This is a genomic window from Clostridium beijerinckii (assembly GCF_008705175.1).
In the GTDB taxonomy this organism is placed as follows: domain Bacteria; phylum Bacillota; class Clostridia; order Clostridiales; family Clostridiaceae; genus Clostridium; species Clostridium beijerinckii.
Genome location: NZ_CP043998.1, coordinates 2,480,296 through 2,506,349, shown reverse-complemented (window position 1 = coordinate 2,506,349; position 26,054 = coordinate 2,480,296). Strand labels below are relative to the sequence as shown.

Below are 26,054 nucleotides of genomic sequence, written 5' to 3'. Positions count from 1 at the left end.
TACTTGCATTTATAACATTATTAGTTAAATCAAGTGTAATTTTTATTTAATAATTAGCTTTCAAGTTTATATATTATAGGAATCATATGGTAATATACGTTTTAGAAACTGTTTAGTCCTATCTTCCTTTGGAGAAATAAATATTTCTTTTGGAGTTCCTTCTTCCACTATAACACCACCATCAATAAATATAATTCTCGATGCTACATCCTGTGCAAAGGATAATTCATGAGTTACAATAACCATTGTAACTCCTTCATCTGCAAGTTTTTTTATTACAGAAAGAACTTCTCCAACTCTTTCTGGGTCTAAAGCAGAGGTTGGTTCATCAAATAAAATTATCTCTGGATTAAGTACAATAGCACGTGCTATTCCTACACGTTGTTGTTGTCCTCCTGATAATGTATTTGGATAAACATTATATTTATCAGATAGTCCAACTTTATCTAAAGCACTTTTGGCTAATTCTTCAGCTTCCTTTTTAGGTACTTTACGGCCTACAGTTAGACCTAACATAACATTTTCTATTACAGTTTTATTATTAAAAAGATTATAGTTTTGAAATACAAAGGCTGTTTTCTTTCTAACTTCCAATACTTCTTTTTTAGTTGCCTTTTTTAGATTGATACTTTTATTATCAATTACTATTGTTCCTTCATCAGCTCTTTCAAGAAAATTAAGACATCTTAAAAAAGTCGTTTTTCCTGAACCACTAGGACCTATAATAACAATTACTTCACCAGCTTTAATATTTAAATCTATACCCTTTAATATATTGTTATGTTTAAATGTTTTGTGTACATCTTTTACTTCTATCATGCTGTAAGCCCCTTCCCTAATAATTTATTTTTCTTTTTTTCATCTATTAATTTATGGGCTGATAATTTTTTCTCTAAAACATTAAATATTCCTTGCAAGATTATACAAACAATTAAATATACTATAAAAATATCAAGATATCCTTCTATATATTTATACTGCAAACCTGCTGCAATCTTAGCCTTAGCCGTTATATCTTGAACTGACATAATAAATACTAAAGAAGTATTTTTTAACATAGTCAATGTTGATGAACAAAGGCTTGGAAAGGCTACTGACAATGATTGAGGTATAATTATATGAATATATGCTTGAAATGTTGTTAATCCACTGCTGTGTGCAGCTTCTAATTGACCTTTTCCAACAGAACTTAACGATGATTTCCACATTTCTGAATATGTAGCTGAGCAATTAACTGCAAATACAAAAAATGCTGCATATAATGGATTAAAGTGATAAGCTAAAGCAATATTATATACTAGAAAAATTTGTACAACTACTGGAGTTCCTCTTACAAATGAAATATATATCCCTGCAATTTGGCTTAATACTGGCAAATTTTTAATTCTTACTTGTGCTATAAAAAATGCAATTGGAAACCCTATCATAAATGCAACAAAGGTAACTAATAATGTATTAGGAATTCCTGCTACTGCTTGCCAAAAGTTTTCCAAAGCAAAGTTAACATCAAAATTCACTATAACTCACTCCATTTCTATAATTTAAGATATTTACCCATTTTAAAGGTTACTCCATCTACTGTCTTTCCAACAATTATTGAAAGAATCCAATAAAGAATGGATACTGCCAAATATATTTTTATAATATTAGCTCCATAACTCATAGAATTAATTACTTTTGCTTGTCCCATAATATCTATAACTCCAATAAGGTATGCTAGTGCTGATTCATGTATAATAGCAATCATCATATTTCCTAGATTAGGCAGAGCAATATATGCTGCTTGAGGAAATACCACATGTATGAATGTTTGAGTGTAAGTTAGTCCTACACTCAAAGCTGCCTCTTGCTGACCTTTATTAACTGAAGCATAAGCTGGTCTTAATATTTCTGATATAATTGCAGAACAGTACATTGTAAGAGCAATAATTGCAAATATTTTTTTATCAATACTCTTTGTGTCTACACCAATAGGTTCTAACAGAAATGGCAGCCCATAATATGATAAAAATAATAAAATTATAGTTGGAGTACTTCTCATTACATTTATATAAACATTAGCTATTTTACCTAGAATTCCATTACGAAATTTCATTATTGCAAGAATAAAACCAAAGAATAATCCAAGTAACATAGATATTACTGATAAAAATAATGTTACCCATAAGAACGGTGCCAATTTTCCAACAATTTGCAAAACATATTGCATTTATATCACCCCAATCTAGTAATCAGTATTATTTTTGAATGTATGGAAGTACATCTTCACCAAAGTACTTAACTGACAAATCTGAAACAGTTCCATTATCCTTCAATTCTTTCAAAGCTTTATCATATGCTGCTGCGAGTTCTATTTGATCTTTATTAAATAAACTCCATGTTTTAATTGCTGTAAATGAATTAAATACTAATTTATCATTTAACCCTAACTTAGGTGCTGTATCATCAAATACATTCTTTGATGTAACGGCTGCATCATATGTTCCATCTGCAATCCATTTATAAAGATCTGCTGCATCTGTCCATTCGCTTGTTGGAATTTCAAAGGCTTTTGATGGATTTTGTTTATTATAGTCTGTCACAATTCCGTACATTCCTGATGTTGGTGCTATTGGTTCTAATTTCTTTCCTGAATTATGCAAATCATCAAGATTTTTTATTGATGAATCCTCACTTCTAACTGCTAAACCTATAATATTTCCTCCAATAGGTTCTTTAGGGAATAAATATTTAGCTTCTCTATCTGGATTTGAGTAAAATCCAGCAATCGCTGCTACATATTTACCAGTATCAAGACCTGTAAGAAGTGCTTCTTGTGAAACTGCTTCATATTCAAATTCATAGTCTGGTAAAAGTTCATCAATCTTCTTTGCAATTTCTATGTCATACCCTGATGGCTTACCATTTTCATCTATATATGATGTTGGATATAAATCTTGTCTAATTCCTATTACAACTTTTTTAACCCCTGAATCTGTAGCTTCTTTTTTTGTTGATGAACATCCTACTGTTCCTGCAACTAAGGCTGATAGTAACACTATTGCTGATGCTTTTTTAATAATTGAATTTATTTTCATTATAATATCCCCTTTTCTTTATCTTCCGAATACTTTTTTTAGTCTATTCATTGCTTCTTCTACAATTTTTCTTGGACATGCTATATTTAGTCTAATAAACCCCTTACCTTCTATTCCAAACCAATCTCCTAAATCCCCTGCTACTTTTGCTTCTTCTACAACAACTCTGTTAATTTCATCTAATTCTAGTCCTGTATCTCTAAAATCAATCCATATAAGATAGGTTCCTTCAGGTTCAATCAGCTTTACTCCTTTTAGATTTTTATTAATATACTCTCTGACATAATCAACATTTCCAGTTATGTATTCAAGTAATTCTTCTAAATATACTTCCCCGTAGTTATATGCAGCAACAAATCCAGTTTCAGCAAAAATATTAAGCCCACCTGCCTCATTTTTAGCAATGATATTCTTGAATAATTTTCTTAATTTTTCATTTGGTACTACTATAGCTGAAGCTTTTAATCCTGCTAAATTAAAAGTTTTACTTGCTGAATATCCTGCTACAAGATAATCTAAAACTTCATCTGAAACTTTTCCTGCTGGTATATGCTTATTTCCTTTAAGTATTAAATCAGAATGTATTTCATCTGAAAAAATAATGACATTGTGTTTTATACATATATCAATCAACCTTTTAAGTTCGTCTTCACTCCAAACTCTACCCACTGGATTGTGTGGATTACTAAGTATTAATAGTTTATTTTTATGGTCTGAGGCTTTTTCTTCCAAATCATCAAAATCTATGTTATAACTTGCTCCATTAAATATCAAAGGATTTTCTATAACCTTTCTGTTATTATAATTAATACATCTATTCTTAAATGGGTAATATACAGGCGTCTGTATAATAACACCTTCCCCTTCATTTGTAAAAGCTTGCACTGCATATGTAACTGCTGAAACAATTCCTGGAGTCGATACAATCCAATTATTATCAATTTTCCAATTATGTCTTCTTTCTATCCATTTTGATACAGCATTACAAAAATCAATTCCTTGACTTTTAGGATATCCATATATACCAAATTCAGCTTTTTTAACTATTGCTTCAACCACTTCTTCAGGAGCCTTAAAGTCCATATCAGCAACCCACATTGGTAGTGCACCATTTGTATTTAGTCCTGGAAATCTTTCTTCAAATCCATCCCACTTACTTGAATTAGTGTTAGTCCTGTCAATTATAGTATCAAAATTATATTTACTCATTTTTTCTCCTTATAAATACAAGCTAGGACTTGCTTTTGTAAACAATTCAATTCCTGTTTCTGTTACTAAAAATGTATCTTCAATATTATATGTTTGATTCTTTGAACTGTAATATGGAACTTCTACATTGAATACCATACCTGGTTCAAAAACTCTATGTTCATCTGGTCCAATAAAAGGATATTCTTCTGAAAATAAAGAGCATCCAATTGAATGACCTTGATGACCTCTTATATAATTATTGAAACCTCTTTCTTTTAATAATGAATGAATACCATTAAAGATATCACTTAATTTAACTCCTGGCCCAATGTTATTAATTGCATATTCATACCCACTCCAAAGGTGTGCGTATAATTCTTCTCTTTCTTTATATGTAGAATTACCTACAACAAAAGTTCTAGCTAAGTCTGAATTATATCCACCTATATTTACTCCACCATCTAATCTAATAATATCTCCTCTGTTAATTCTTGTTTTAGGTGGTATATATGAAGGTGTAAAGTTTGCTGCTATTGTATGAGCATTACTTACATTTACAACATCACTTGATTGTGAATACCCTGTTAGATTAAATAAATTTATTACATCTGCTTCTGTCATTCCAGCTACAACTTGTCTTGATACAGTATTCATAACAATTTCTGTATAATGTGCAGCTCTTCTAAGAAGATCTATTTCCCAAGGTGTTTTAATAGTTCTTGCTTCGGCTAATAAAGGCTTTATATCTACAAGATTCTTTTCTCCAAAAGTTTCTGAAAAATACTTCCAAGCTGTATGAGGAAGTGAAGCTGATTGTACACCTATTTTCAATTCTTTAGTACTTCTTTTAATAAATTGAGAAGCTATTTTATAAGTTTTATTTAAATCTGGTTGTACATCCTTTTCCATTCCCTCTATTGCATAATCTTCTATGTATATCCAGGTAGGATAAGATACAAGCTCAACATCCTCAATAACAAGTTCTGCACTATGTCTTTCAAATTCACTTACTACTAATCCAGTTTTACCTTCTTTAGTTACAACTGCAACTGTTGCTCCAACTTGTCCAGAACGATATAAGTTTGAACTTGCATAGCCTGTAGTATAAAATATTGCATCACCTGTTGTTAATATAATTGCATCTAACTTTTCCTTTTCAATTTGTATTAATAGTCTGTTAATAATATCATTTTGATTTCTCTTTATACTCATATTATAATCCCCCAGTTTCTACTATTCCTATAGAAATAGTAGGTTTTATTTATTGAATAGTATATAATATAAAATCCAATCCGAATACATGAATATTTTTAGTATTTACTATGATAAAATTTTTAATATGCTATATAAGTTTCGAAAATGAAACTAAAATCCAACAATTTCTATAAATATAAATTATCAAAAAGTTAAAAATTATATTTTATATCTAACTCTATTAATGAAGCCATGTACTCTGCAATTTCTTTAGGAGTAAAAATTTGAACAATCATCTTTAAGCGAACGTTATGAGCCTAAGTTTTCCTATAAAAATTTTATTCCCGATATTACTTTTCTATATAAGTTATATGTAATCTAGCCATATATAGAGGTGAATTTAATATAAGAAACAATATGTGCAAAATAATCACTTTAATTCATAACTCTTATATTGAAGATGGAGGTTTATATGGATTTTGATTATGTTGAAACTTTAGTTACCAGATGTAAGAATAATGATGAAGACGCAAAAGAAAAATTAGCTTATGAATTTAGGCCTTTGATTTATAGTATTTCTAAAAGGACTTTCATTGATAGGTATAATTTCCATGATATTATACAGGAATGTTACCATTCACTTTTCAAGTCTGTTTCCAAGTATAATTTAGAAAAGCATAGATTCGTTGCCTATGCTACTAATGCCATAAAAAATAATATGAATGATCTAATAAAAAGAACTAGAACCAGAAGATCTACTGAAGGTAGTGATGCATTAAGCTTACATGATGATGTAGAAAATAATTTTCCAGAACTTGAGATTTCAACTGAAACTTCATTATGTGAGATGTGCGACTATGAGGATTTAAAATTAGCCCTTGAGAATTTAAATAAAGAGGAAGTTGAACTTATAGATTTTGTATTCTACAAAAATTACACTGTAAAGGAATATGCCTATTTTAAAAATATGTGCTACTCTACTGCTATTCAAAAAAAGAAAAACATTTTAATGAAAATCCTTAATAATATTTCATTGTATTATTAAAGAGAAACGTCTAACAGCTCTAAGGTTAATCCTTAGAGCTGTTATCTTTATGATAATACCAATATTTCATTTACCTATTCAAAACTAAAATTATTTACAACCTCTGTAGTTTTCTCTATATAATCTTCAATAACTTGATCTATTCTATCGCAAATGCATTTTAGGCTGCATCCCTGGCATTTAGCTAAAATTCTTGCAATATTTTTAGAATTATCATGAAGAATTATTTATGCAATGTATATATTTTAGTTTTATGCACTATTTGTTTTCTAACGTGAAATAATACGTTTTATATCATATATCCCTTATAGGAGGTGATGGATTTATAGAAGTAAATGAGTTAATTAACCTTATTGTTAATAATGGCTTTCCAGTAGCGGTATCTGCCTATTTGCTAATTCGTTTAGAGAAACAAATTGTTAGCTTATCAAGCTCAATCAATAAATTAAATACCATAATATCCGCTAAGCTTGGAGTAGCTATTGATACAGAGATTTCTGTTAAAAATTAATTACCATTCCAATGATAGATTAATTGTACAACGCCAGAAGAGAACGTTCTGGTGTTGACCATTTTTAAATTCAATCTCTGTTTTATATCACTAAACAACGGTTTTCCTTCTCCCAAAATAACAGGGTGAATAGATAATCTAAATTCATCAACAAGCCCTAAATTTATAAAGGTTGTAATGAGACTTGCTCCTCCATATAGCCAAATGTCTTTACCTGGCTTATTCTTCAATTTATTTACTTCTTCAAGAATATTTTCATTTATAAATATTGCTTGATTATTAGTAGCTATTTGTGTTCTGGAAAACACGTATTTCTCTTTACTATGAATTAATTTCCAAACTTCTTTTTCATCATCTGAATCTTCATCTTGTGGAATATATTGTCCCCATAAATCGTAACTCTTTCTACCATATAAAATAGTGTCAATTTCATTTAAGAAATTAGTGAATCCCATATCAGCGTCCATAATGCACCAATCAACTTCTCCGTTTTTCCCTTCAATAAAGCCATCTAAAGTAGTTGCTAAATCTAAAATTATTCTTCTCTGTTTTACGTTATTTGACATAACTCTTCCTCCTTCTTATATTCATCCTTGAAAACTTTAATTATGACACAACAATTTACTATCAAGAAATATTTTTAAAAACCGCCTAAATTCATTTGTTTTTTCTTTATGCACTTATTTCTTTTTAATAATCATAGCTATACCTTAAAATTATTAACCATATTAACTAGCTTATTAGTGCTTACATTAACTTCATTAATTAATTCAACGACATTTCCTGAACTTTCAGATATAGTATTCATATTTTCTGCAATATTATTAGTTCCATCAGCTAATTCAGTATTTGAATCATTTATTTGTTTTACTGCATCCGCAACTCTAAGCATAGAATCCATAATACTGTTAGATTTATTGCTAAATTCTGTTGTCATATCATAAACCATAGCTGCATCCTTACTATACTGCTCTCCTGTTTTAACAATCATCTCATAATCATTTATCACATCAACATTAATAAATTTTATCATATCTTGAGAAGTAGAAACTAAGTTGTCTACTATTCCCATAACGATATTACTAATATTACTTATTTCTGATACAGTTTTTTTAGAATCTTCTGCAAGATTTCTAATTTCTTCTGCTACTACTGAAAAACCTTTTCCTGCTTCACCTGCTCTTTGAGCCTCTATTGATGCATTTAATGCTAATAAATTTGTTTGAGAGGCAATTTCTAAAATAGCTTCTGATAAGGCCTTTATCTTTTCTACTTCTTTAGCTTTTTCAATGGCTTCTAATAATTTACTTTGAGTTTGTAGATTAATCTTTTGAGCATTCTCCATAGAATTAACAGCTTTATTTTTAAGTTCATTAGCTCTCTCATTTATAAGCTTCGAATTCTCAGCTTCACTTTTTGCCTTTTGTGCAATTCCCATCATATCTGAGTTAATTAAATATGTAGTATTACCCATTTCTTCTGTTGACGCTGCTGTCTCCTCCATACCACTTGATAATTCTTCTGTTGTAGTATAAACATTTTCGATTAATCCAGATAACTTACCTATATTTTCATTAGTTTTTTCAACTTTATTTTCAACATTTCTTGATTCATTAATAACGACATTGATAATCTGCCTAAAAGACTCCTGCATTAAATTAAAACTTTTTGCCATTTCACCAATCTCATCATTGCTATGAAAATCAATCCTTTGAGTTAAATCTCCGCCATTATTAGACATTTCATTAAGTTTTGAAAGCATAGTAGTTATTGGTGTAACAATATTTTTAGATATATATCTCCAAGTTATAACAAATATTATTACCAAGGCTAGAACAGATATTCCCATTAAAATTATTGTATTTCTTATATCATTTTCTATACTACTTATAGATATTTCAATGTTTTTTGCTGCTGCTTCGTTAAATTTATCAACTTCCTCATTAATCTTTTCTGAAGTAGAATCAAATTCTTCCATAGATAAATTTCCTTTTTCAGGCCCACCGTCTATGTAAGCTTGCGCCATTTTCTTTCCTGTTTCATAATAAGGTTCAAAACTTTTTTGTATATTATCTAATTCACTTGCACTTTCTGGATTTTTTTCTTTAAGATCACTCAAAACACTTTCTAAATCCTTAGCAAATTTTTCTGCATCATCAAAACCATCATCAAAGCCTTTTGCGCCTCTTGTCGCGCTAATATCTGTAAGGAATTGCTGGACTTGTACAACATCTAATTTTAGTTCATCAGCTTTAGTGCTTGTATAAAAATATTTATTATTCATTTCCCGTACCTTTTTTAAATTATTACTTGTAGAGTTAAATTGTATTGCCATAAACACAATAAAAAACAAACTTATTGATATTAATGGCAACAATACTTTTAGCTTTATCCCTTTTATCATTAAAATCATTCCCCTTATAACTTATTTAAACAAAAAATTATACGCTTATTTATATTTTATAACTTTCGCCAAAATATTTCATCTATTATCTTAATTTTTTATAAATTTACCTAATTATATCATAAACTTATTTTTACTAATCCAAACTTTTTCCATTAATATCATTAATTTTTACAAAATACCAAGATAGTCAAAAAAAAGAATGATCTACTAGGGTGTAATAGACCATTCTGAATACTTGTTAATATTTATTTAATAAGTAGGGGTAAATAATGTTTAACTACTTTATATTTATATAATACTTAAGATTTGTGACAGCAATTTAGCATATATTCTAAGGAAGAATACCAGTAAAGGAGGACGCTTATGTCTGAGTTTAGCTGTCTATTTTGTAGAGTTTGGCGAGCCCACCATCTGCTGTTTCACGGTAATCGCTGCTCATATCCAGCCCAGTTTCATACATGGTCTGTACAACCAGATCAAAAGATATCTTACGAGTGTTTGACAAGAAATTTGCTAGGTTCATCGCATTTATCGCCCTCATCGCAGCCACGGCGTTCCGCTCGATGCAAGGGATCTGAACAAGTCCGCAAATCGGATCACAGGTCAACCCCAAATGGTGCTCCAACGCGACCTCCGCTGCATACTCAATCTGGTCGATATCCATTCCAAACAGCTCTGAAAGAGCTGCCGATGCCATGGAGCAAGCACTACCAACTTCCCCTTGACAGCCACATTTAGCACCGCTGATGGATGCATTCTGCTTGATTAAGTTGCCAATTAGACCTCCAACTGCCAGAGCCCTGATGATCTGTTCGTCCGTGACATGTTTCTTCTCTTGCATATAACGAAGAACTGCCGGCACAACACCGCTGGCGCCGCAGGTTGGGGCCGTTACAATTGTACCACCGGCGGCATTCTGCTCGCTGACGGCGAAAGCATAAGCACAGACAATCCTGTTTTCCCGCGTCTCTGGGCTCTCATCAATATGCCTCTGGTTATAAAGAAATTGCGCCTTTCGTTCTACGTTGAGACCGCCTTCTAGAACACCTGTGGATGTAAGCCCTTCGTTAATCGAACGCTTCATCGCATCCCAGATTTCATAGAGAAAATCCCAAATCTTTTTGCCTTCGCACTGCTCTATGTACTCGCTTAGGCTGATGTTGTTTGCTTTACAGAGACTGCTGATTTCCTCAAAGGTATTTTCCTTATATATATCCGGTGCCAACATCTCCTCACGCCCATCGATAACTATATCCCCACCACCGACACTTACAACACGCATGGATGTTGTTTGCCGCCCATCTTTGTAAGCTAAAAAATCAATGGTATTTGGATGAGGCAGAATAAAATCTACGTGGGTAATAAATTCAATCTCAGTTGGAACTGGTGACAGTGCCTTAATAATGGCCTTGTCAGTCATATGACCCTTGCCCGTTTTTGCAAGGGAACCATAAATCAACACCTTGAAGCGTTCTGCGCCCTCATTTTCTGCTTTAAAGATTCTAGTGGCTTTTTCTGGCCCCATTGTATGGGAACTGGACGGCCCACTGCCAATCTTATATAATTCTATCAATGATTTCATATCACCCTTATCTCCTTCCTCTGTGCTGTTTGAAGATCAGAAGACCTTCCTTCGGCTTGACCAATATATTCTTCTAACTTATAGAATAGTTGTCGAATCGGACAAAATGAGTAATTACCAAATCCTTTTAATGAAATAGACTATCTTTCATTCCCCTGAAAACGTCCCTTGATTTTTATCAATCTCTCAAGCACACCCTCTTCATCAATGGACATGTCGTACAATTGGCGGGTAAGTTGGAAACCTTGATCACTGACTAAGGCTTTTTTCCAAGGACGTGATAAAATTGAATGAGTAAGATGTCTCGCAGAGCGAGGTGCCTGCATTATCATCTCTGCGAGTTCCCATGCACGTGAAAGAAGCTTTTCACGTGGCAGTACTTCACTAACCATACCGAGGTTCAATGCCTCTTGAGCATTAATGTCCATACCTGTGTATGCGTAAAATGCCGCCCTCTTAATCCCTAGTAAATTTTGAAATGTTAAAACTATTCCATCTCCAGGAGGTATACCACCAATATAATGTGCATCGAAAAATTCTGTGCCTTCAGCACAAATTGTAATATCACAAAACGTTCCCAGTTGCCAGTGTGATCCTGTACCATTAATCGCCCCAATTGTTGGGATATCGATGCAATAGATCATATTTTCAATCATTCTCAAGGATTCATGATACATTTCCAACTTACGGTTCCTTGGCCAATCCATAAATTTTGTTTTCCAGACTTCTGGATTTCCTATTTGCCACAAATCCCCTGTCCCTGTAAGAATCATCACCTCGTTTTCAGGGTCACGGCCAATATCTGACCATACATTACCATATGCGGTTTGGCCCGGCCAGTCAAATTGAAACGGTCCCCCATTAGTATGAAAACGTACTTCGATTATGCCGTTACGGCGGGTCATTATGAAAAAGTCTTTGTACTTCTCTGAGTATTCTTCGAACCTTGTAGGCCCCACCATACATCTATCAGACATTTCGATTCCTCCTTAGCAAAAATGCCAGTATTTCTTAAAAAACTTAACAAAGGGGCCGTTTGCCTTTAGTTTTGTACTTAAAGGCATATAGCCCCTCTATCACTATTTCTTTACTTCCAATATCAATTTAATGCTATTATCCTTATTTGCCCATTAATCGCCCTTTCATTTTTGTCAATCTTTCAAAAACACCTTCTTCATCAATTGCCATGTCGTACATTTGATGAGTAAGTTGGAAACCTTGATCACTGACTAAGGCTTTTTTCCAAGGACGTGATAAAATTGAATGAGTAAGATGTCTCGCTGAACGAGGTGCCTGCATTATCATCTCTGCAAGTTCCCAAGCACGTGGAAGAAGCTTTTCGCGTGGCAACACTTCACTGACTATGCCAAGCTCTAATGCAGTTTGACCATTAATATTCTTACCAGTGTATGCGTAGTATGCTGCTTTCTTAAAACCTATCATATTTTGCAACGTAAGAATCATTCCATCGCCAGGAGGTGTTCCGCCAATAAAATGTGGATCAAAAAAGTCTGCATCTTCTGTACAAATCGTAATATCGCAAAGAGATGCAATTTCACAGTGAGTTCCAGGACCATTTATCGCCCCGATTGTAGGGATGTCAATACAGAATATCATATTTTCAAGTAGTCTTAGTGATTCATGATATTGTTCAAGTTTCTTTTGTTTAGGCCAATCCATAAATTTTGTGTTCCAGACATCTGGGTTTCCTACTACCCATTTATCCCCTGTTCCAGAAATAATCATTACCTCGTTTTCAGGGTCACGGCCAATATCTGACCATGCATGAGACCATGCAGTATGGGCTTCCCAATTATGTTCATATGGTCCTCCGTTAGTGTGCAATCTTACTTCAATTATTCCATCACGACGGGTCATTAATAAAAACTCTTTGTACTTCTCTGAGTACTCTTCAAATTTTGTTGGTCCAATCATACGGTTTTCTGACATTTTAATTCCTCCTAATTTTGTTTTAATATTATTAATTATTTTCAAGCCAATCTCTGGCAAAAGCCGCATAAACAGCAGCACCTTTTTTAAGCACATCATCCGAGAATATCGCCTTTGGATGGTGCATAGGGTAACTATAGCCTTCTTTAGCATTGCCTGCATTAATAAACACCGAGATACTTGGCACCTCTTGCGTTACAAATGAGAAGTCTTCAGATCCCATTAATTTACCACCGGGTGTTAGTTGTGATAGATAAATATAGGAATCTGCACCAAAAGCGTTTGCTATAGTGGTTCTCATTTGACGGCTAAGCTCGCTGTCATTTTTTATTTCAGGACAGCCCCTGGTATAAATCACCTCTGCCTTTGCATTAAATGTTTCCGCAATACCTGTGGAAATTTCCCGGATACGGGTTTCGATTTTTTCTCTCAATACAGAATCAAAAGTACGTACGCTGCCTTTAATCCTGGCAGTATTGGGAATCACGTTGTTTGTAGTTCCGCCTTCCATGACTCCAACCGTAAGAACTGCACTATCAGTTGGCGAAATTTCATGGCTTATGATACCCTGTAGCGCCAGATGAAGATGCGCAATTACATTTAATGGATCTACTGCGGCATTAGGCATTGCTCCATGTGCACCCTTTCCTCTGATGATGACTTCGAACCAGTCTGAAGAAGCTGAACTCGCTCCTCCAGTCTCAGGCGTAATAAATAACCCAATGGGAAACGGAATTCCTGTCATTACATGTAGCATCATTGCCGCATCCACTTTAGGATTTTCGAGGATTCCATTTTCAATCATCATCTTGGCACCATGCAAGGTTTCTTCGCCCGGCTGAAACATAAGTTTGACCGTTCCTAAAAGCTGCCCTTCATTTGCCTTTAGTATCTCTGCAGCTCCTAGCAGCATTGAAGTATGCATGTCGTGACCGCATGCATGCATGTTTCCGTTGGATGATGCAAAAGGAAGGTCCGTTTCTTCTTTAATTGGCAGCGCATCCATATCTGCACGAATAAGAATCACCTTCCCAGGGCGTTGTCCGCCGATGGTTACCATTAAGCCTGATTCTCCCACGGGAGTTGGCTTAAGGCCAATCGACTCCAACGCCTCTTTTACATAAGCAGTTGTCCTAGGTAAACTTAAATCAAGTTCCGGAATCGAATGAAGATGATGTCTGTACATGACCAATTTTTCTTGTAACTGATTGGCCATATTCAAAAATTCTTCAGTTTTTTCAGCCAAAATTAACACCTCCTTAAAAATAGATTTTATTAGTGAACAACAAATCAAAAAATCAAAATTTGCTCACTTTTTATTTTAAGACATTTTAAGAACACTTTTATTGTACTTTAAGAACAAAAAGTTGTCAATAATAAAATAAGACATTTTAAGAACATATTTTTTTCCAACTACTGGTATCGTTGAAATATCATGTTTTTTATGTTATAATTCATGTCATTAATTGTTTATGAAAGGAATTTGCCATGAAAATCATACTTGGTATAATCACGACGGAATCTTATATAGACTATTTCCGTGACATTGAAGAAGAATTGCAGTCGGTATGTAAGTTTCGGATTCTTACAATCAGTAATTTTAGGGAAACAAAAGACGTATATCTAAAAAACTTAGATTCGGTGGACGGATTTGTTATCAGCGGCAGGCTTCTTTACGAGTCAATAGATAAGGAATGTTTAGATACGAAAGTACCTACGCACATTTTGCAGGATAATGAAACCCTTCTATACAGAGAGTTATTTAGGCTGCTGCTTACTGAACCGGGGCTTGACATATCAAGAATTTATGTGGATTTTGCATATATTATCGATTCTTTCAGTGAATTCCAAAAGTACCTTACTCATCAGGGAAAGCCTATTGACAGCGACAATCTGTTCGAAAGAGTGGAAACAATGCTTGAAAACCATATAACACTGTGGGAAGAAAATAAAATAGACTTGTCCATTACGGCATTCAGCCATTTTGTTCCAGAACTTAAAAAACACGGGGTAAGGTATATCTTAATACGCCCCACTTTGGAAAACGTTAAAGAGACCATAAAAGGAATCATCAACGAAATTATTATCCTCAAGCTAAAGAGCAGGAGTGCCGTTGTGGCATGCTTATCGATTGAAACGGTGCACCCACAGTCCGAAGAGCAACTTCATGAGCTGAAAGTGCTAGCCGGCAGATTTCTGCGTAGCATGAATCTTCCAGACACGGCCCAAGTTTCGGAAGGCTTTGTTAAATTGTACACTACCTACGGAAATTTTACGAAAATCACCTCTAACGCGCAGAACTGTGCACTGTTGAAATATTTGGAGGAGCATGCAAGCGACAAAGTAATAATCGGATGGGGCTCGGGGCATGAATATTATCAGGCTAACGAAAACGCCATCAGAGCTCACCGACAGGCCAATGCATTTACAGGCAGCTGCAGCTTTTTTATAAATGAGGATCAGAAGGTCATCGGACCAATGCAGAACATGAATGTTATACAGTTTTGTGAAAAGGCCGATCCAGCAATCATGGCATTGGCCAAAAGCATCGGAATAAATAACATTAATCTGCAGAAAATCATGTATTATGCAGAAATTATGAGAACAAACAAACTATCCTCTGAGGATGTCGCCCAATGCCTATCCATCACCGTCAGAGGAGCAAACCGTATTCTTAACAAAATCGAAGAAAAGGAATATGCGAGAACTGTATTTGAAAAAAGAGACAGCGGCAAAGGAAGGCCCCAAAAGTACTATGAGCTACTGTTTCTCGACAGCGAGGGAAACCTCTTAGAAGGATAACCACGTTCTTTGTGGTTATCCTTTTTATAAATAAACTATTATGATTTCATAGATTAATTATACATAATGTTTTTTTAAATCCTGGTATATAGAAAATTTCTTACGAAGTTCAATAAGATTTTTGCCAAAACTTTCTTCTAATAATTCTCTATGCTTCTCCATGATTTCCATAATATACAGATCATGAACCATTACTTCTGTTATAGGCATAACCAATCCTTGATGCATCGTCCATGCTGCCCTGCTATCTTTACCTAGTGATACAATACCAGCTACAACTTCTGAATTATCAGCACTAGCTACAAGCCAGCGTCCTCCGTATTCATCGGTAATTTCTGTACTCATATCATGTGGGTAAACATTTGCAAAATCAGCTATTATTTCTCCATAAGCAATGATTGTTACTACTACTCCTTTATCAGCTGCCTTTTTTAATTCAGCTTTCAATTCTTTGAATTCCTCTTTCCAAAGTTCAATCAGAATTCTATGTTTTGCTGAGAGGATGCATTCTTTTACTTTATCAAGTATTTCGTCATGACCAGTTATATTCCAGATATTCTCACGATTCTTTGCAGATTGATTATATTGTTCTAAAGATTTTTCTGCAAGTTTAAAACTCTCTTCAGCTTTTACCCTGCGATTTTTAATAAGTTCTTTTGCTGGAATTGGAACGTACTGTTGTGTATTTCCATGGCTAATTAAAATATCTCCACGCATAGCAAGACTATCTAAAACCTCATATATTTTTGAACGTGGCACACCTGAATTTTTGGCTACTGCATAGCCTGTTAATGGTGATTCTTCTAATAATGTAAGGTATGCTTTTGCTTCATATTCTGTAAAATTTAAATTTTTTAATACCTCTAAAATGTTATCTTCCATAAATCCTCCAATAATATTAGTCGCTACTTTAGTAACTAATATTATAACCAAATCTATTGACACAATCAACTAAAACTGATATTGTAATCACAAGTAGTTACAATAGTAGTCACTAAATTAAAAAAGGGGGATATATATTTCTATGTTAAAGGCTAAATCATTACTAGATAATCAAAAAATAAATATACAAAATGGAACTTTATCTTACTATTACTTGGCTAGTACTGGGGCTGTTGTATTATGGAGTGCATCTTTTATCGCAACAAAATTAGCTTATGAAACTTTTGCTCCTATTCAACTCGCTGCAGTTAGAACTCTTTTTGCTGTGATTCTCTTTGGGTTCATGCGGAAAATCACATCAAATAATGAACAAATACAAAAGGAAGATCGTATCCGTATCGCATTAAGTGGATTTTTGGGGATTACACTTTATTTTGCAATAGAAAACATTGGAGTTAGTATGACATCTTCTTCAAATTCTGCTTTGATAGTAGCTTCTTTTCCTGCTGTTACAACATTACTAGAATTTTTTATTTATCATTCAAAACCAAATATAAAAAAGGTACTTGGAATTATACTCGCTATCATTGGTGTTGCAGTTTTAACTCAAATTAATGTAGATGGAAATTCTAAATCTATGTTAGGAAATATAATTCTAATAGGAGCCGGAGTTGTATGGGCATTCTACAACTTTATTACAAGAGATTTGACAAATAAATATTCTGCAATGACGTTAACATATTATCAAATGCTAGCAGGCTTCATCTTCTTTTTGCCATTTGTCATCATCGAGGGTAAAACATGGAGAATGCCTACCATGACTTCAGCAAGCGCATTGATCTATCTAAGTGTAGGTTGCTCTATTGTTGCATTTCTATTATATAATTTAGGACTCAGAAAACTCTCTGCTAGTATTTCAGTGTCTCTTATGAATCTAGTTCCTGTTTTAGGTTTGATATTTTCAATATTAATCTTACATGAAAGTGTATCTACCGTACAAATATTAGGAGGAATTATTGTCATCATAGGTGTTATATTAAGTTCTATTCAGAAAGGATAAAATTAAAATGTATAATGAAGTTAATATTTATTTAGTAAATCTATTTAAATTCTTTAACAAATACCTATATCTACCCATAGGCTATAAATGCACCAAAAACAGATTTGGTGCATTCACTATTATTTAAAGTTCTTGTTCGTAGCTTTCTATCATTCTTTTCACCATTTCTCCACCAATTCTACCATTGTCTCTTGAAGAAAGATTCCCTTTATCAATGTTTTCATAATCACTTAATCCAATTTCTGAAGCCGCTTCAGTTTTTAATCTTTGTAATCCTGGTTTTGCTTCTGGTATTAACGTTGTATTTCTTCCACTGCTACTTGATGCCATATTATTATTCCTCCTTTTGACTATATTTCTTTACAGAAATATATTAACCATAATTTCAAGCTATAGCCTTCAAAAATAATAACAAAAATAGAATTTATTTATTACTCTACCTATGCAAGGTTGATTTTTCTTGAAAAATTATAAACAAGACTATAAATTTGAATTTTGAAGTCTACGTACTCTATCTTCTATAGTTGGATGAGTGCTAAATAGGTTCATTAATCTTTTCGCACTTAGAGGATTGACTATAAACATATGACTTGCTGCGGGATTTACGTCCATAGGAACCACTCTTGAAGCCTGATCTAACTTAAGTAATGCTTTAGAGAGTCCTCTGCTATGTCCTGCAATCCTCGCTCCTGTACTGTCAGCAAGATATTCTCTAGATCTTGATACTGCCATCTGTACTAACATAGCAGCAATAGGTCCTAAAATAATTAATGGTAAAGCTGCTAGGAATCCTGAGCCTTCTTCTTCATCACTGTTACCCATGCCAAACATTAACGCCCATTGCGCCCAATTAGCCATTGTTGTGATTACTCCTGCCATTACAGCTGCAATAGTACTTATAAGCACGTCCCTATTCTTAATATGTGCCAGTTCATGAGCAATAACACCTTCTAATTCTTCATAATTTAGTATATTCAATAGTCCTTGTGTAACTGCAACAGCTGAATGCTTAGGATTTCTTCCTGTTGCAAACGCATTAGGCTGAGTAGAAGGTGTAATATAAAGCCTTGGCATTGGTATTCCTGCATTTGCTGTCAATCTTTCCACCATATTATAAATTTCAATATTATCATTTCTTGTTAACGGCTTAGCTCCAGTCATAGATAGTGCAATTTTATCACTAAACCAATAACTTCCTCCATTCATAACTAATGCGAGCACCAAAGCCATCAGCATCCCTGATTGACCTCCAATACCTCTTCCTATTAATACTACTAATATCGTCAGGACACTCATCAGAAGCAAAGTTTTAATTTGATTTCCAAAACTATTCATTTTGTTTTCCTCCTTTTACTTAATTACTAAAATATTTTGACAATTTTTTCTCAATTCAGAAATTTATGAAACAAAAAAACTCTATAGCTAGAACACGTTCTAACTATAGAGTCTCACTAAGCATTTTTTGCTTTCAAAGCCGGGATCTCTCCGTAATGACGACTTTGAATCCTGTTATAATCAACAGGCAGTTACTCCCCCTATAAATGAGATTATCACTGTCTTTTTAGTATTGTTATTAATAATATTACTATTAAATAAAAAACTTGTCAATATTATAGAAATCTTAACATGATAAACTTTTATTGATTTATTCTTACATAATTGTTATATTATTATAAGCAAGTTTTTTAATCACTTTTTTAAAATCATTATAATTCATACAAAAACAAACTTGTATCAATATTGTTTTTACATAAAATTTCGAATATATTAAAAAATATATATAATTTAAATATAAATTTATCTGAAAGGAGCTACAAAAATGTCTACTAGAAAACATTTATTTAAGTTTTTATTAATTACATTTATAGCCGCTATATTTAATTTAGCCATATGGTATTACATGGGTTCTGAAAGAGCTTTAGAATTTCTCGGAGGATATATTATTGAATTAAGTCTTAGTGTCGATAATCTTTTTCTCTTTTTATTAATTTTCTCGAGCTTTGGAATTACTGCTAAACATCAAAAAAGAATTTTAACTTATGGAATTTTTGGTGCGATTATTTTAAGATTCATATTTGTTTTATTAGGAATTGCAATTATTAATGCATTTAAATGGATTATATATATATTTGGTATACTTCTTATTATAAGTGGTATAAAAATGATGATTAACAAAGAAGATGATGTATCATTTGAAAATAGTAAATTAATTAAACTTCTAAAAAAAATGATACCTGTAACTAAAGAACTTCATGACGAAAAGTTTTTTGTGAAAATAAACAATGTTCTTCATGCAACACCATTATTTGCCATATTATTTTTAATTGAAGGATCAGATTTACTATTTGCTATTGATTCAATTCCTGCAATATTTGCAATAACAACTAATGTTTTCATCGTATATACATCAAATATTTTTGCAATATTAGGTCTTAGAAATTTATATTTTCTTTTAGAAAAACTACATAGCACCTTCGAATATGTTAAATATGGAGTAGCCTTAATACTTATATTTACTGGTATAAAACTTGGAATATCATTTAAGTATCATATATCTATAGGGATTTCCATTTCTGTTATTATACTAATTCTTATAATAAGTGTAATTGCCTCTATAATAATTAGTAGAAGAACCCAAAAATGAATTATTAAATAATATCATATTAAAGAAAAATAAGGCACATGAAAAAAATAGCAAGACCCAAATGCCATGATTATTTTTCATTAGGCAAGGAGTTTAATGATTTTCTTTTAAGTATAGTTTCAAATTCCAATAGTAAAGCAAATATCGTACTATTCAATAATAGCTTTCTTATTCAATATTAACCAATATACTTCTTATATGGTAATCTAACAGCTATTTTTGTGTCATCAAACATATATTGCGTATTATAAAGTGGTTCGTCGCCTTGAAATACGTTCATTCCTATTGCATAAATAGCTTGTGCCATATTCAAAGGATCTTGAATAACAGTACCAGCCATAACACCCTGCTTAATCAATTCTTTCGCTTCTGGTAGCGCATCTATTCCAAAAACTGCTATATATTTTGATTCATCTCCTTTATTAAATCCATATTTTTGAATTGCTTCAATTGCACCAATTGCCATGGCATCATTATTTGATATTATTGCTTCAATTTTATTGCCAAAATTTAAGAATAGTGAATCAGCAGTTATTCTGCCTAAATCTACATCCCAATTAGCAACTTTGACTGCAAGTTCCTTTGTTTTTATTCCAGCATTATTAATTGCAGAAATAGCTGCATCAGTTCTTTCATTAGATTCTATATTATTATGCTGACCTTTTAATATAACATATTCTAGCATGCCATTTTTATTTTTATCTATAATTTCTCTATTCTTGTTCCAAGAATCACTAATAATTTCCCCTTGTAATTTACCTGCCTCTTTAGCATTTGTTCCTACATAATAAGCTTTACCATAGGATTTAATTGCATCTACTTGTAATGGCTCACGATTAAAAAAAATTATAGGAATGTTTTTGTACCTAAATTTATCTATAATATCTTGTGTTGCTTGTGAATCAACTAAATTTACCAGTAAAATATCTACCCTACTATTAAATATTTGACTAATAGTTTCATTTTGTACTGCTTGATTTCCTTTTCCATCAAAAAATTCAAATTCTACTTTTCCTTTATTTTGCTTCTGAATCTCTTCTAAGTTTTGACGAACTAAAGAAATAAATTTATCATTAGAATTATATAATAGTACATCTATTTTTATATAATTTTGTCATATCCCATTTATCTGAGCATTAACATTTTTAGTATCATGTACTGATGTTATTGAAAATACAATAATTACAATTCCTAAAACAGCTAATACTCTCTTTAATACTCTCATTTCTAATCCTCTCTTTCACTGCTATATAAACTTATTATTCTCATCAATAAATAAAATTATTTGTACTAAGTGATATCTATAAAATTAATAATTATTTTTCCACTAAATTAATCATCTTAATTATGCACATATTTAGAAATAAAGTTTCTTAATTCTATTTAGTAAAAAGTATTATATACAATCACTGAATTTAAGGAAGAGTTTACATAATCATGTTAAATCATAAGACTCGCAATAATTATATAATATAATTGTGGATTAGATTAAAGGGATGAGTGATATTGATTTAAAGCACATTAATAAAAAAGCTGAGAATCTTAAAATTTTAAGGATTCTCAGCTTCTATTAAATATGAAATTTATAAAAATATTTGGTCACAACCTTTTTAATATCAAATATACTTCAATTAAGGCTAATAAAACTAAAGATATTATTACAGAATTTATAATTAAATGATATTGTCCTCCGAAGCCATCTTGTGCTGTATGTTTTATTAATATTCCTATATACGCCCAAATTATAACAAGTCCATATGCAATATCTTTATTTTTTAACATTATTCGAATACCTAAGAAAACTCCAAGTACTATTATAATGCTAGTATAAATCTCTGACATTCCAATGTTCCTTAATCCTAAACTAACCATAAGTACAACTGCATTAGCAATTGTTGCAATTGTAATCCATCCATAGTAAATGCTAAAAGGAAGTTTTAAAAAAAGCTTTTCTCTTAATGACAGTTCTTCATTTTTAACAGTCTTTATAATTAAGACTAAGCTTACAAGAATAACAATCATTAGTATCATTGACAATATAATAATATTGTAATGCCATGATATAATCCACATTGCATTTGCTATAGATGAAATACAGAAATAAATTCTAACTTTTTCAAATGCGTCTTCATTAATCATAGTTTTTTCTTCTTTAAAAAAGCCAAGTTGATAAATTATATATCCTGCAAGTAGAAAATATATTCCACCCCATATAATAAATGTTAGTCCTGCTGGTGCAAAAAGATTTTTATATGAGTCAGATACATTACCGGTAGTCATTCCATTAATTGGTAGAATATTTGCTAACGCATTTATGCTAATCATTATAAAAAATAAAACTGTAGTAAAGATACTAATATTGGCTTTAACTTTTTTATAACTCATTTTAGAGCCTCCTTTACAAAGTCCCCCCCTTATTCAAAATGATTCAAAGATAGATATTTCCACTAAAGAAAGGATTTCAAAATGCTTTCTTTAGTTTTTTTGTCAAATATTCTCCTAGTTCCATATCTGAATTCATTATATGATCTTTACACCATTTAACCATCTTTTGTTGAGTATTAATTACGAACAATGATGATATCCCTGTAGTTTCAAAAACTCTTCTTAATTCTTTAAGTTCATTTTTAAACTCTTCATGTTGTTTATGCTGAACATTGAATTTAGGGTACTTATTTTTCTTTTGAATTTCCTCTTCATAATTAAAATGTTTAATTACATATACTTCAAGAAAATCCAAAGTATTAATAACTTCACTTTTACCTTTTCCTTCTTTCATAGCCTCTAATAATTTATTCAAACGATAAAATAACTCTTTGTGTTGATTATCAATATTATCATTTCCTACAGATAAAGAGTTGTCCCAATTTAAAATCATATTTTAGCCTCCTTCAACCAATATGTTAAATACTAAATTTTTGAGATAGTTCACCTAATGTCTCAGCTGTTTCTGCTTGACTTTGAGATGATTTGGCTACTTCTTCAATTGCTAATGTTACTTCATTAATACTAACTAATATCTCTTCAGAACTAGTAGCTGATTCTACCGCTGTTGCAGACAAACTTTCTAACGCAAAATTTATTTGATTTATAACTTCTTTCATTTGTTCTGATGAACTTGCAATATCACTTGCTATATCATTTACAGATTCCGCATCTTTTTCATATTGAATCCCTGTATTTTTTAACAATTCATAACTTGGTTTAACACTGTTTTCAATGTAGTCTAAAACTTCTTGTCCACTTTCTGATAGATTATCAAAAGCATTTTGAACCCTATGAACCATTCCTTGAATGCTAGCTACTGCGTTTGATGATTGTTCTGCAAGGCTTCGTACCTCATCTGCAACTACAGCAAATCCTTTTCCCATTTCTCCTGCTCTTGCAGCTTCTATAGCCGCATTTAATGCAAGTAAATTAGTTTGAGCTGCTATCTCTCCTATGGAATCTGCCATTATCTTAACATCTTGAACTATTTTTCCTTCATCAATAGCTTTAAGAATATTCATTTTATTTTCTTCATAAATCTTATTTCCATCTTCAATATTTTGTATTGCTTTTTGTTTTATTTCTTCTGCCCTATTCTTTATTTCGCTTGCAGATTTAAAGCTTTTATTTGCCTTATTATTTAATTCGCTAGTTGCATTTGCTATTTCTTCTGCTGATGCACTAACTTCTTCAGTTGTTGCACTTAAGTCCTGAACTCCTTTAGTTATTTGTTCAGTAGAATCATTGACCATTTGCATTTTTGAAGAAACTTCTTCAGCAGTAGCTGACAATTCTTCACTAGCAGCGCTGATATCACCTGAACTACCTACCATTTGAGATATTAATACCTTTATATTTTCTTTGGATTTGTTCAATGCATTTGCAACTTCACCAATTTCATCATTATATTTAATATCTATTTCCTTTGTTAAGTCTCCTTCACCTAGAGCTTTTGAAAAATCAATTATTTTTCTCAATTCCTTTGAAATAGATATAGATAATAACATTCCAATAATTATAGAAGCAATAAATATGAATATAGTAATTACAATAACTATAATCTTTGAACTATTATAAGTTATTATATTATTTTGCGAATTAGTGCTTGCTTCATTAATATTCATAGAAATTATTTCATCTAATGATTTGAAAAGATTTTCTCTTATAGCAGCCCCTTTTGAAATTTCTCCCATTGAAGATTTATTATTTCCATCTAAAGCAAAAGTATATATTTTCTTAGCTACATACGAATAATCTTTTGCTGAATTTTCTATTTTGGTAAACGTATCTTTTTCATGTTCTGCAATCAGTTCATTCTTATAACTTTCTAAAAGTTTTGAATTATTATCTAATAAAGTTTGCACCTCTTTAACAGTACTATTTTTTTGACTTATATCCATTTCATCATTATATGCTAATGCAGTTAGATCTCCACGAATGATTAAATAGTTTTGTTTTATTTCATCCAGTGTCTGTATAGATTTAAAATTATATTCATACATCAATTTAGTATTATTATTTAATTTGTCCATATTGTGTATCCCTAAAAACCCAACTATACCTGTAAATATAGATACAAATGTAAATAATAAAACTAATTTTGATGCTATTTTTAAATTATTAATCCTTTTAAACATAAATAATCACTCCATTCATACTTTGCTGATTTTTATTGCAATTTTAAAATTTAAATTAACAATCCAACTACGCATAGGTATTTCTACTAATCTCATCTTTACATTTTCCTTATTTCATATAAGAAACTAATAAATTTATACGGTTAAATGATTTACATATGCTTTTAAGACAAATAGACAATCTTTCATACCACTCAAAATTCATCAAAACCACCTCTTATATCCATATGTTTTATTATATAATTCTGCATATTTCAAAAAATCCCTCTATTTATTTTCACAACATTTAGAATTTTAAAGCATTTTTTATAATACCACTTTCCTTAATTACAAAACAAATATACATCAAGTCGAATTATAACCATTAAATTTTTCATCGAAAATTATGCAAAAAAATCAGTCAATAGTTTTTACTCTTGACTGATTAAGAATATAAAATGCTTCCCTTTCCATAACTACTTTCGACAACCACTTTTCCTCCATGCATTTCTACGAAAGATTTTACAAGATCCAAGCCTATTCCGCTGCCTTCAGCTTTTCTTCTATATACTTGATCAACCTGTGTAAATGTATCAAATATTCTGCTCTGCATACATAAAGGTATTCCTATTCCTGTATCCTCTACTGATATTTTTATTTTGCTTTCATTGCAGATGATATTTACATTGATAGTACCTCCTGTTTTTGTAAACTTTATAGCATTTCACAATATATTTAGCCTGACTCTTTCAATACCTATAACCTGTTTTAGTTCTTTTCTTAAATAAGAAAACAAATAATTTTCATCTATTTATGTAATGACTAAAATTTATACATATATCCTTTATGAAAACGAAATAAAGGAGGTTAAAACTATGGCTGTAACTAAAACTATTGACTCTGTTTCTCTCAGTATTGAAGTTCAAAAAGCCCTAGACAAAGCAGGCGATCCAATTTATACAAAAAAGACTTTTTCAGGTATAAAAACAGATGCTACACCTGATAATGTTTATGCTGTTGCAGATGCAATCAAAGGTGTTATGGAAGCTAACACTAGAGATTACTTTATTAATGAATCTTCTAGCTTAGCAAATGCTTAGGATCT

At 31.7% G+C, this 26,054-nt stretch carries 26 protein-coding genes; 6 read left to right on the top strand and 20 right to left on the bottom strand.

Translation table 11 applies throughout. The features are described 5' to 3' along the window. Window positions 1-66 precede the first annotated feature (66 nt). Genes F3K33_RS11325 through F3K33_RS11300 form a run of 6 tightly spaced genes read right to left on the bottom strand, consistent with a single transcriptional unit; the run spans window position 67 to window position 5,480 of the window. Window positions 67-819 carry an amino acid ABC transporter ATP-binding protein gene (locus tag F3K33_RS11325; protein ID WP_039773467.1) on the bottom strand — a complete coding sequence of 251 codons (753 nt, stop codon included), beginning with the start codon at window positions 817-819 and terminating at the stop codon, window positions 67-69. After that, window positions 816-1,517: an amino acid ABC transporter permease gene (locus F3K33_RS11320; protein WP_051144906.1), complete on the bottom strand. Its 702-nt coding sequence runs from the start codon at window positions 1,515-1,517 to the stop codon at window positions 816-818. Before F3K33_RS11320 ends, F3K33_RS11325 begins: the two co-directional genes overlap by 4 nt. Before the next feature lie 17 nt (window positions 1,518-1,534). Then, on the bottom strand, window positions 1,535-2,209 hold the full coding sequence (locus tag F3K33_RS11315; protein ID WP_039773466.1) for an amino acid ABC transporter permease: 675 nt from the start codon (window positions 2,207-2,209) through the stop codon (window positions 1,535-1,537). A gap of 28 nt (window positions 2,210-2,237) precedes the next feature. Beyond that, window positions 2,238-3,077, bottom strand: a complete 840-nt coding sequence (locus F3K33_RS11310) for a transporter substrate-binding domain-containing protein (protein ID WP_051144903.1) — start codon at window positions 3,075-3,077, stop codon at window positions 2,238-2,240. Between the two features lie 18 nt (window positions 3,078-3,095). Then, window positions 3,096-4,286, bottom strand: coding sequence for a MalY/PatB family protein (locus tag F3K33_RS11305; RefSeq protein ID WP_039773464.1), 1,191 nt, complete (start codon window positions 4,284-4,286; stop codon window positions 3,096-3,098). A gap of 9 nt (window positions 4,287-4,295) precedes the next feature. Further along, window positions 4,296-5,480, bottom strand: a complete 1,185-nt coding sequence (locus tag F3K33_RS11300) for a M24 family metallopeptidase (protein ID WP_039773462.1) — start codon at window positions 5,478-5,480, stop codon at window positions 4,296-4,298. 454 nt (window positions 5,481-5,934) lie between these two features. Here F3K33_RS11300 and F3K33_RS11295 point away from each other — a divergent pair, with 454 nt between their 5' ends. After that, window positions 5,935-6,507: a sigma-70 family RNA polymerase sigma factor gene (locus tag F3K33_RS11295; protein WP_039773461.1), complete on the top strand. Its 573-nt coding sequence runs from the start codon at window positions 5,935-5,937 to the stop codon at window positions 6,505-6,507. A gap of 325 nt (window positions 6,508-6,832) precedes the next feature. Then, a complete protein-coding gene (locus F3K33_RS11290; protein ID WP_077306551.1) occupies window positions 6,833-7,018 on the top strand; it encodes a YvrJ family protein in 186 nt (61 codons plus the stop codon). On the opposite strand, the gene F3K33_RS11285 is transcribed toward F3K33_RS11290, so the two are convergent. The 6 genes from F3K33_RS11285 to F3K33_RS11260 form a co-directional block, all read right to left on the bottom strand. Then, on the bottom strand, window positions 7,015-7,584 hold the full coding sequence (locus F3K33_RS11285; RefSeq protein WP_039773459.1) for a dihydrofolate reductase family protein: 570 nt from the start codon (window positions 7,582-7,584) through the stop codon (window positions 7,015-7,017). The two genes, F3K33_RS11290 and F3K33_RS11285, sit on opposite strands and share 4 nt — an antisense overlap. Before the next feature lie 137 nt (window positions 7,585-7,721). After that, on the bottom strand, window positions 7,722-9,422 hold the full coding sequence (locus F3K33_RS11280; RefSeq protein WP_039773457.1) for a methyl-accepting chemotaxis protein: 1,701 nt from the start codon (window positions 9,420-9,422) through the stop codon (window positions 7,722-7,724). A gap of 376 nt (window positions 9,423-9,798) precedes the next feature. Further along, entirely contained in the window at window positions 9,799-11,007 is a 1,209-nt protein-coding gene (locus F3K33_RS11275; RefSeq protein WP_039773456.1) for an L-serine ammonia-lyase, iron-sulfur-dependent, subunit alpha, read from the bottom strand. A gap of 140 nt (window positions 11,008-11,147) precedes the next feature. After that, the gene (locus tag F3K33_RS11270) at window positions 11,148-11,984 is read right to left on the bottom strand and encodes an enoyl-CoA hydratase/isomerase family protein (RefSeq protein WP_039773455.1); all 837 of its coding nucleotides are present in this window, start codon (window positions 11,982-11,984) and stop codon (window positions 11,148-11,150) included. Window positions 11,985-12,126: 142 nt separating this feature from the next. After that, window positions 12,127-12,957, bottom strand: coding sequence for an enoyl-CoA hydratase/isomerase family protein (locus F3K33_RS11265; RefSeq protein ID WP_039773454.1), 831 nt, complete (start codon window positions 12,955-12,957; stop codon window positions 12,127-12,129). A 31-nt stretch (window positions 12,958-12,988) separates the two neighbouring features. Beyond that, window positions 12,989-14,212, bottom strand: coding sequence for a M20 metallopeptidase family protein (locus F3K33_RS11260; RefSeq protein WP_039773520.1), 1,224 nt, complete (start codon window positions 14,210-14,212; stop codon window positions 12,989-12,991). 233 nt (window positions 14,213-14,445) lie between these two features. Between F3K33_RS11260 and F3K33_RS11255 the strand changes: the two genes are divergently transcribed. Next, window positions 14,446-15,759 carry a helix-turn-helix domain-containing protein gene (locus F3K33_RS11255; protein ID WP_039773453.1) on the top strand — a complete coding sequence of 438 codons (1,314 nt, stop codon included), beginning with the start codon at window positions 14,446-14,448 and terminating at the stop codon, window positions 15,757-15,759. A gap of 57 nt (window positions 15,760-15,816) precedes the next feature. Here the strand turns inward: F3K33_RS11255 and F3K33_RS11250 are convergent, their stop codons facing one another. Beyond that, window positions 15,817-16,641, bottom strand: coding sequence for a TrmB family transcriptional regulator (locus F3K33_RS11250; protein ID WP_154861732.1), 825 nt, complete (start codon window positions 16,639-16,641; stop codon window positions 15,817-15,819). A gap of 142 nt (window positions 16,642-16,783) precedes the next feature. Here F3K33_RS11250 and F3K33_RS11245 point away from each other — a divergent pair, with 142 nt between their 5' ends. After that, window positions 16,784-17,701, top strand: a complete 918-nt coding sequence (locus F3K33_RS11245; protein WP_039773451.1) for a DMT family transporter — start codon at window positions 16,784-16,786, stop codon at window positions 17,699-17,701. A gap of 123 nt (window positions 17,702-17,824) precedes the next feature. Here the strand turns inward: F3K33_RS11245 and F3K33_RS11240 are convergent, their stop codons facing one another. Both F3K33_RS11240 and F3K33_RS11235 read right to left on the bottom strand, forming a co-directional pair. Beyond that, window positions 17,825-18,031 carry an alpha/beta-type small acid-soluble spore protein gene (locus F3K33_RS11240; RefSeq protein ID WP_039773450.1) on the bottom strand — a complete coding sequence of 69 codons (207 nt, stop codon included), beginning with the start codon at window positions 18,029-18,031 and terminating at the stop codon, window positions 17,825-17,827. A gap of 150 nt (window positions 18,032-18,181) precedes the next feature. Continuing rightward, window positions 18,182-19,036 carry a zinc metalloprotease HtpX gene (locus tag F3K33_RS11235; RefSeq protein WP_039773449.1) on the bottom strand — a complete coding sequence of 285 codons (855 nt, stop codon included), beginning with the start codon at window positions 19,034-19,036 and terminating at the stop codon, window positions 18,182-18,184. Between the two features lie 484 nt (window positions 19,037-19,520). Between F3K33_RS11235 and F3K33_RS11230 the strand changes: the two genes are divergently transcribed. Further along, the gene (locus F3K33_RS11230; protein WP_051144899.1) at window positions 19,521-20,345 is read left to right on the top strand and encodes a TerC/Alx family metal homeostasis membrane protein; all 825 of its coding nucleotides are present in this window, start codon (window positions 19,521-19,523) and stop codon (window positions 20,343-20,345) included. 178 nt (window positions 20,346-20,523) lie between these two features. Here the strand turns inward: F3K33_RS11230 and F3K33_RS11225 are convergent, their stop codons facing one another. The 5 genes from F3K33_RS11225 to F3K33_RS26730 all read right to left on the bottom strand — a co-directional run bounded on the left by F3K33_RS11225 (window position 20,524) and on the right by F3K33_RS26730 (window position 25,625). Next, window positions 20,524-21,378 carry a galactose ABC transporter substrate-binding protein gene (locus F3K33_RS11225; protein ID WP_338032047.1) on the bottom strand — a complete coding sequence of 285 codons (855 nt, stop codon included), beginning with the start codon at window positions 21,376-21,378 and terminating at the stop codon, window positions 20,524-20,526. Window positions 21,379-21,944: 566 nt separating this feature from the next. After that, window positions 21,945-22,730: a TspO-related membrane protein gene (locus F3K33_RS11220; protein WP_039773448.1), complete on the bottom strand. Its 786-nt coding sequence runs from the start codon at window positions 22,728-22,730 to the stop codon at window positions 21,945-21,947. 76 nt (window positions 22,731-22,806) lie between these two features. After that, the gene (locus F3K33_RS11215) at window positions 22,807-23,223 is read right to left on the bottom strand and encodes a bacteriohemerythrin (protein WP_039773447.1); all 417 of its coding nucleotides are present in this window, start codon (window positions 23,221-23,223) and stop codon (window positions 22,807-22,809) included. Between the two features lie 25 nt (window positions 23,224-23,248). Next, window positions 23,249-24,970 (bottom strand): methyl-accepting chemotaxis protein, encoded by a 1,722-nt coding sequence (locus F3K33_RS11210; protein WP_039773446.1) that lies wholly within the window; start codon window positions 24,968-24,970, stop codon window positions 23,249-23,251. 424 nt (window positions 24,971-25,394) lie between these two features. Then, a complete protein-coding gene (locus tag F3K33_RS26730) occupies window positions 25,395-25,625 on the bottom strand; it encodes an ATP-binding protein (RefSeq protein WP_238893420.1) in 231 nt (76 codons plus the stop codon). A 199-nt stretch (window positions 25,626-25,824) separates the two neighbouring features. On the opposite strand from F3K33_RS26730, the gene F3K33_RS11200 reads away from it, so the two are divergent. Then, window positions 25,825-26,049 (top strand): DUF1659 domain-containing protein, encoded by a 225-nt coding sequence (locus tag F3K33_RS11200; protein WP_009168792.1) that lies wholly within the window; start codon window positions 25,825-25,827, stop codon window positions 26,047-26,049. Window positions 26,050-26,054 lie beyond the last annotated feature (5 nt).

Coding starts and splice junctions, on each gene's coding strand:
- F3K33_RS11235 (WP_039773449.1), bottom strand. CDS start 19,036: ATGAATAGTTTTGGAAATCAAATTAAAACTTTGCTTCTGATGAGTGTC.
- F3K33_RS11240 (WP_039773450.1), bottom strand. CDS start 18,031: ATGGCATCAAGTAGCAGTGGAAGAAATACAACGTTAATACCAGAAGCA.
- F3K33_RS11270 (WP_039773455.1), bottom strand. CDS start 11,984: ATGTCTGATAGATGTATGGTGGGGCCTACAAGGTTCGAAGAATACTCA.
- F3K33_RS11305 (WP_039773464.1), bottom strand. CDS start 4,286: ATGAGTAAATATAATTTTGATACTATAATTGACAGGACTAACACTAAT.
- F3K33_RS11300 (WP_039773462.1), bottom strand. CDS start 5,480: ATGAGTATAAAGAGAAATCAAAATGATATTATTAACAGACTATTAATA.
- F3K33_RS11285 (WP_039773459.1), bottom strand. CDS start 7,584: ATGTCAAATAACGTAAAACAGAGAAGAATAATTTTAGATTTAGCAACT.
- F3K33_RS11215 (WP_039773447.1), bottom strand. CDS start 23,223: ATGATTTTAAATTGGGACAACTCTTTATCTGTAGGAAATGATAATATT.
- F3K33_RS11230 (WP_051144899.1), top strand. CDS start 19,521: ATGTCTACTAGAAAACATTTATTTAAGTTTTTATTAATTACATTTATA.
- F3K33_RS11280 (WP_039773457.1), bottom strand. CDS start 9,422: ATGATAAAAGGGATAAAGCTAAAAGTATTGTTGCCATTAATATCAATA.
- F3K33_RS11310 (WP_051144903.1), bottom strand. CDS start 3,077: ATGAAAATAAATTCAATTATTAAAAAAGCATCAGCAATAGTGTTACTA.
- F3K33_RS11295 (WP_039773461.1), top strand. CDS start 5,935: ATGGATTTTGATTATGTTGAAACTTTAGTTACCAGATGTAAGAATAAT.
- F3K33_RS11245 (WP_039773451.1), top strand. CDS start 16,784: ATGTTAAAGGCTAAATCATTACTAGATAATCAAAAAATAAATATACAA.
- F3K33_RS11265 (WP_039773454.1), bottom strand. CDS start 12,957: ATGTCAGAAAACCGTATGATTGGACCAACAAAATTTGAAGAGTACTCA.
- F3K33_RS11275 (WP_039773456.1), bottom strand. CDS start 11,007: ATGAAATCATTGATAGAATTATATAAGATTGGCAGTGGGCCGTCCAGT.
- F3K33_RS11250 (WP_154861732.1), bottom strand. CDS start 16,641: ATGGAAGATAACATTTTAGAGGTATTAAAAAATTTAAATTTTACAGAA.
- F3K33_RS11255 (WP_039773453.1), top strand. CDS start 14,446: ATGAAAATCATACTTGGTATAATCACGACGGAATCTTATATAGACTAT.
- F3K33_RS11200 (WP_009168792.1), top strand. CDS start 25,825: ATGGCTGTAACTAAAACTATTGACTCTGTTTCTCTCAGTATTGAAGTT.
- F3K33_RS11315 (WP_039773466.1), bottom strand. CDS start 2,209: ATGCAATATGTTTTGCAAATTGTTGGAAAATTGGCACCGTTCTTATGG.
- F3K33_RS11220 (WP_039773448.1), bottom strand. CDS start 22,730: ATGAGTTATAAAAAAGTTAAAGCCAATATTAGTATCTTTACTACAGTT.
- F3K33_RS11325 (WP_039773467.1), bottom strand. CDS start 819: ATGATAGAAGTAAAAGATGTACACAAAACATTTAAACATAACAATATA.
- F3K33_RS11210 (WP_039773446.1), bottom strand. CDS start 24,970: ATGTTTAAAAGGATTAATAATTTAAAAATAGCATCAAAATTAGTTTTA.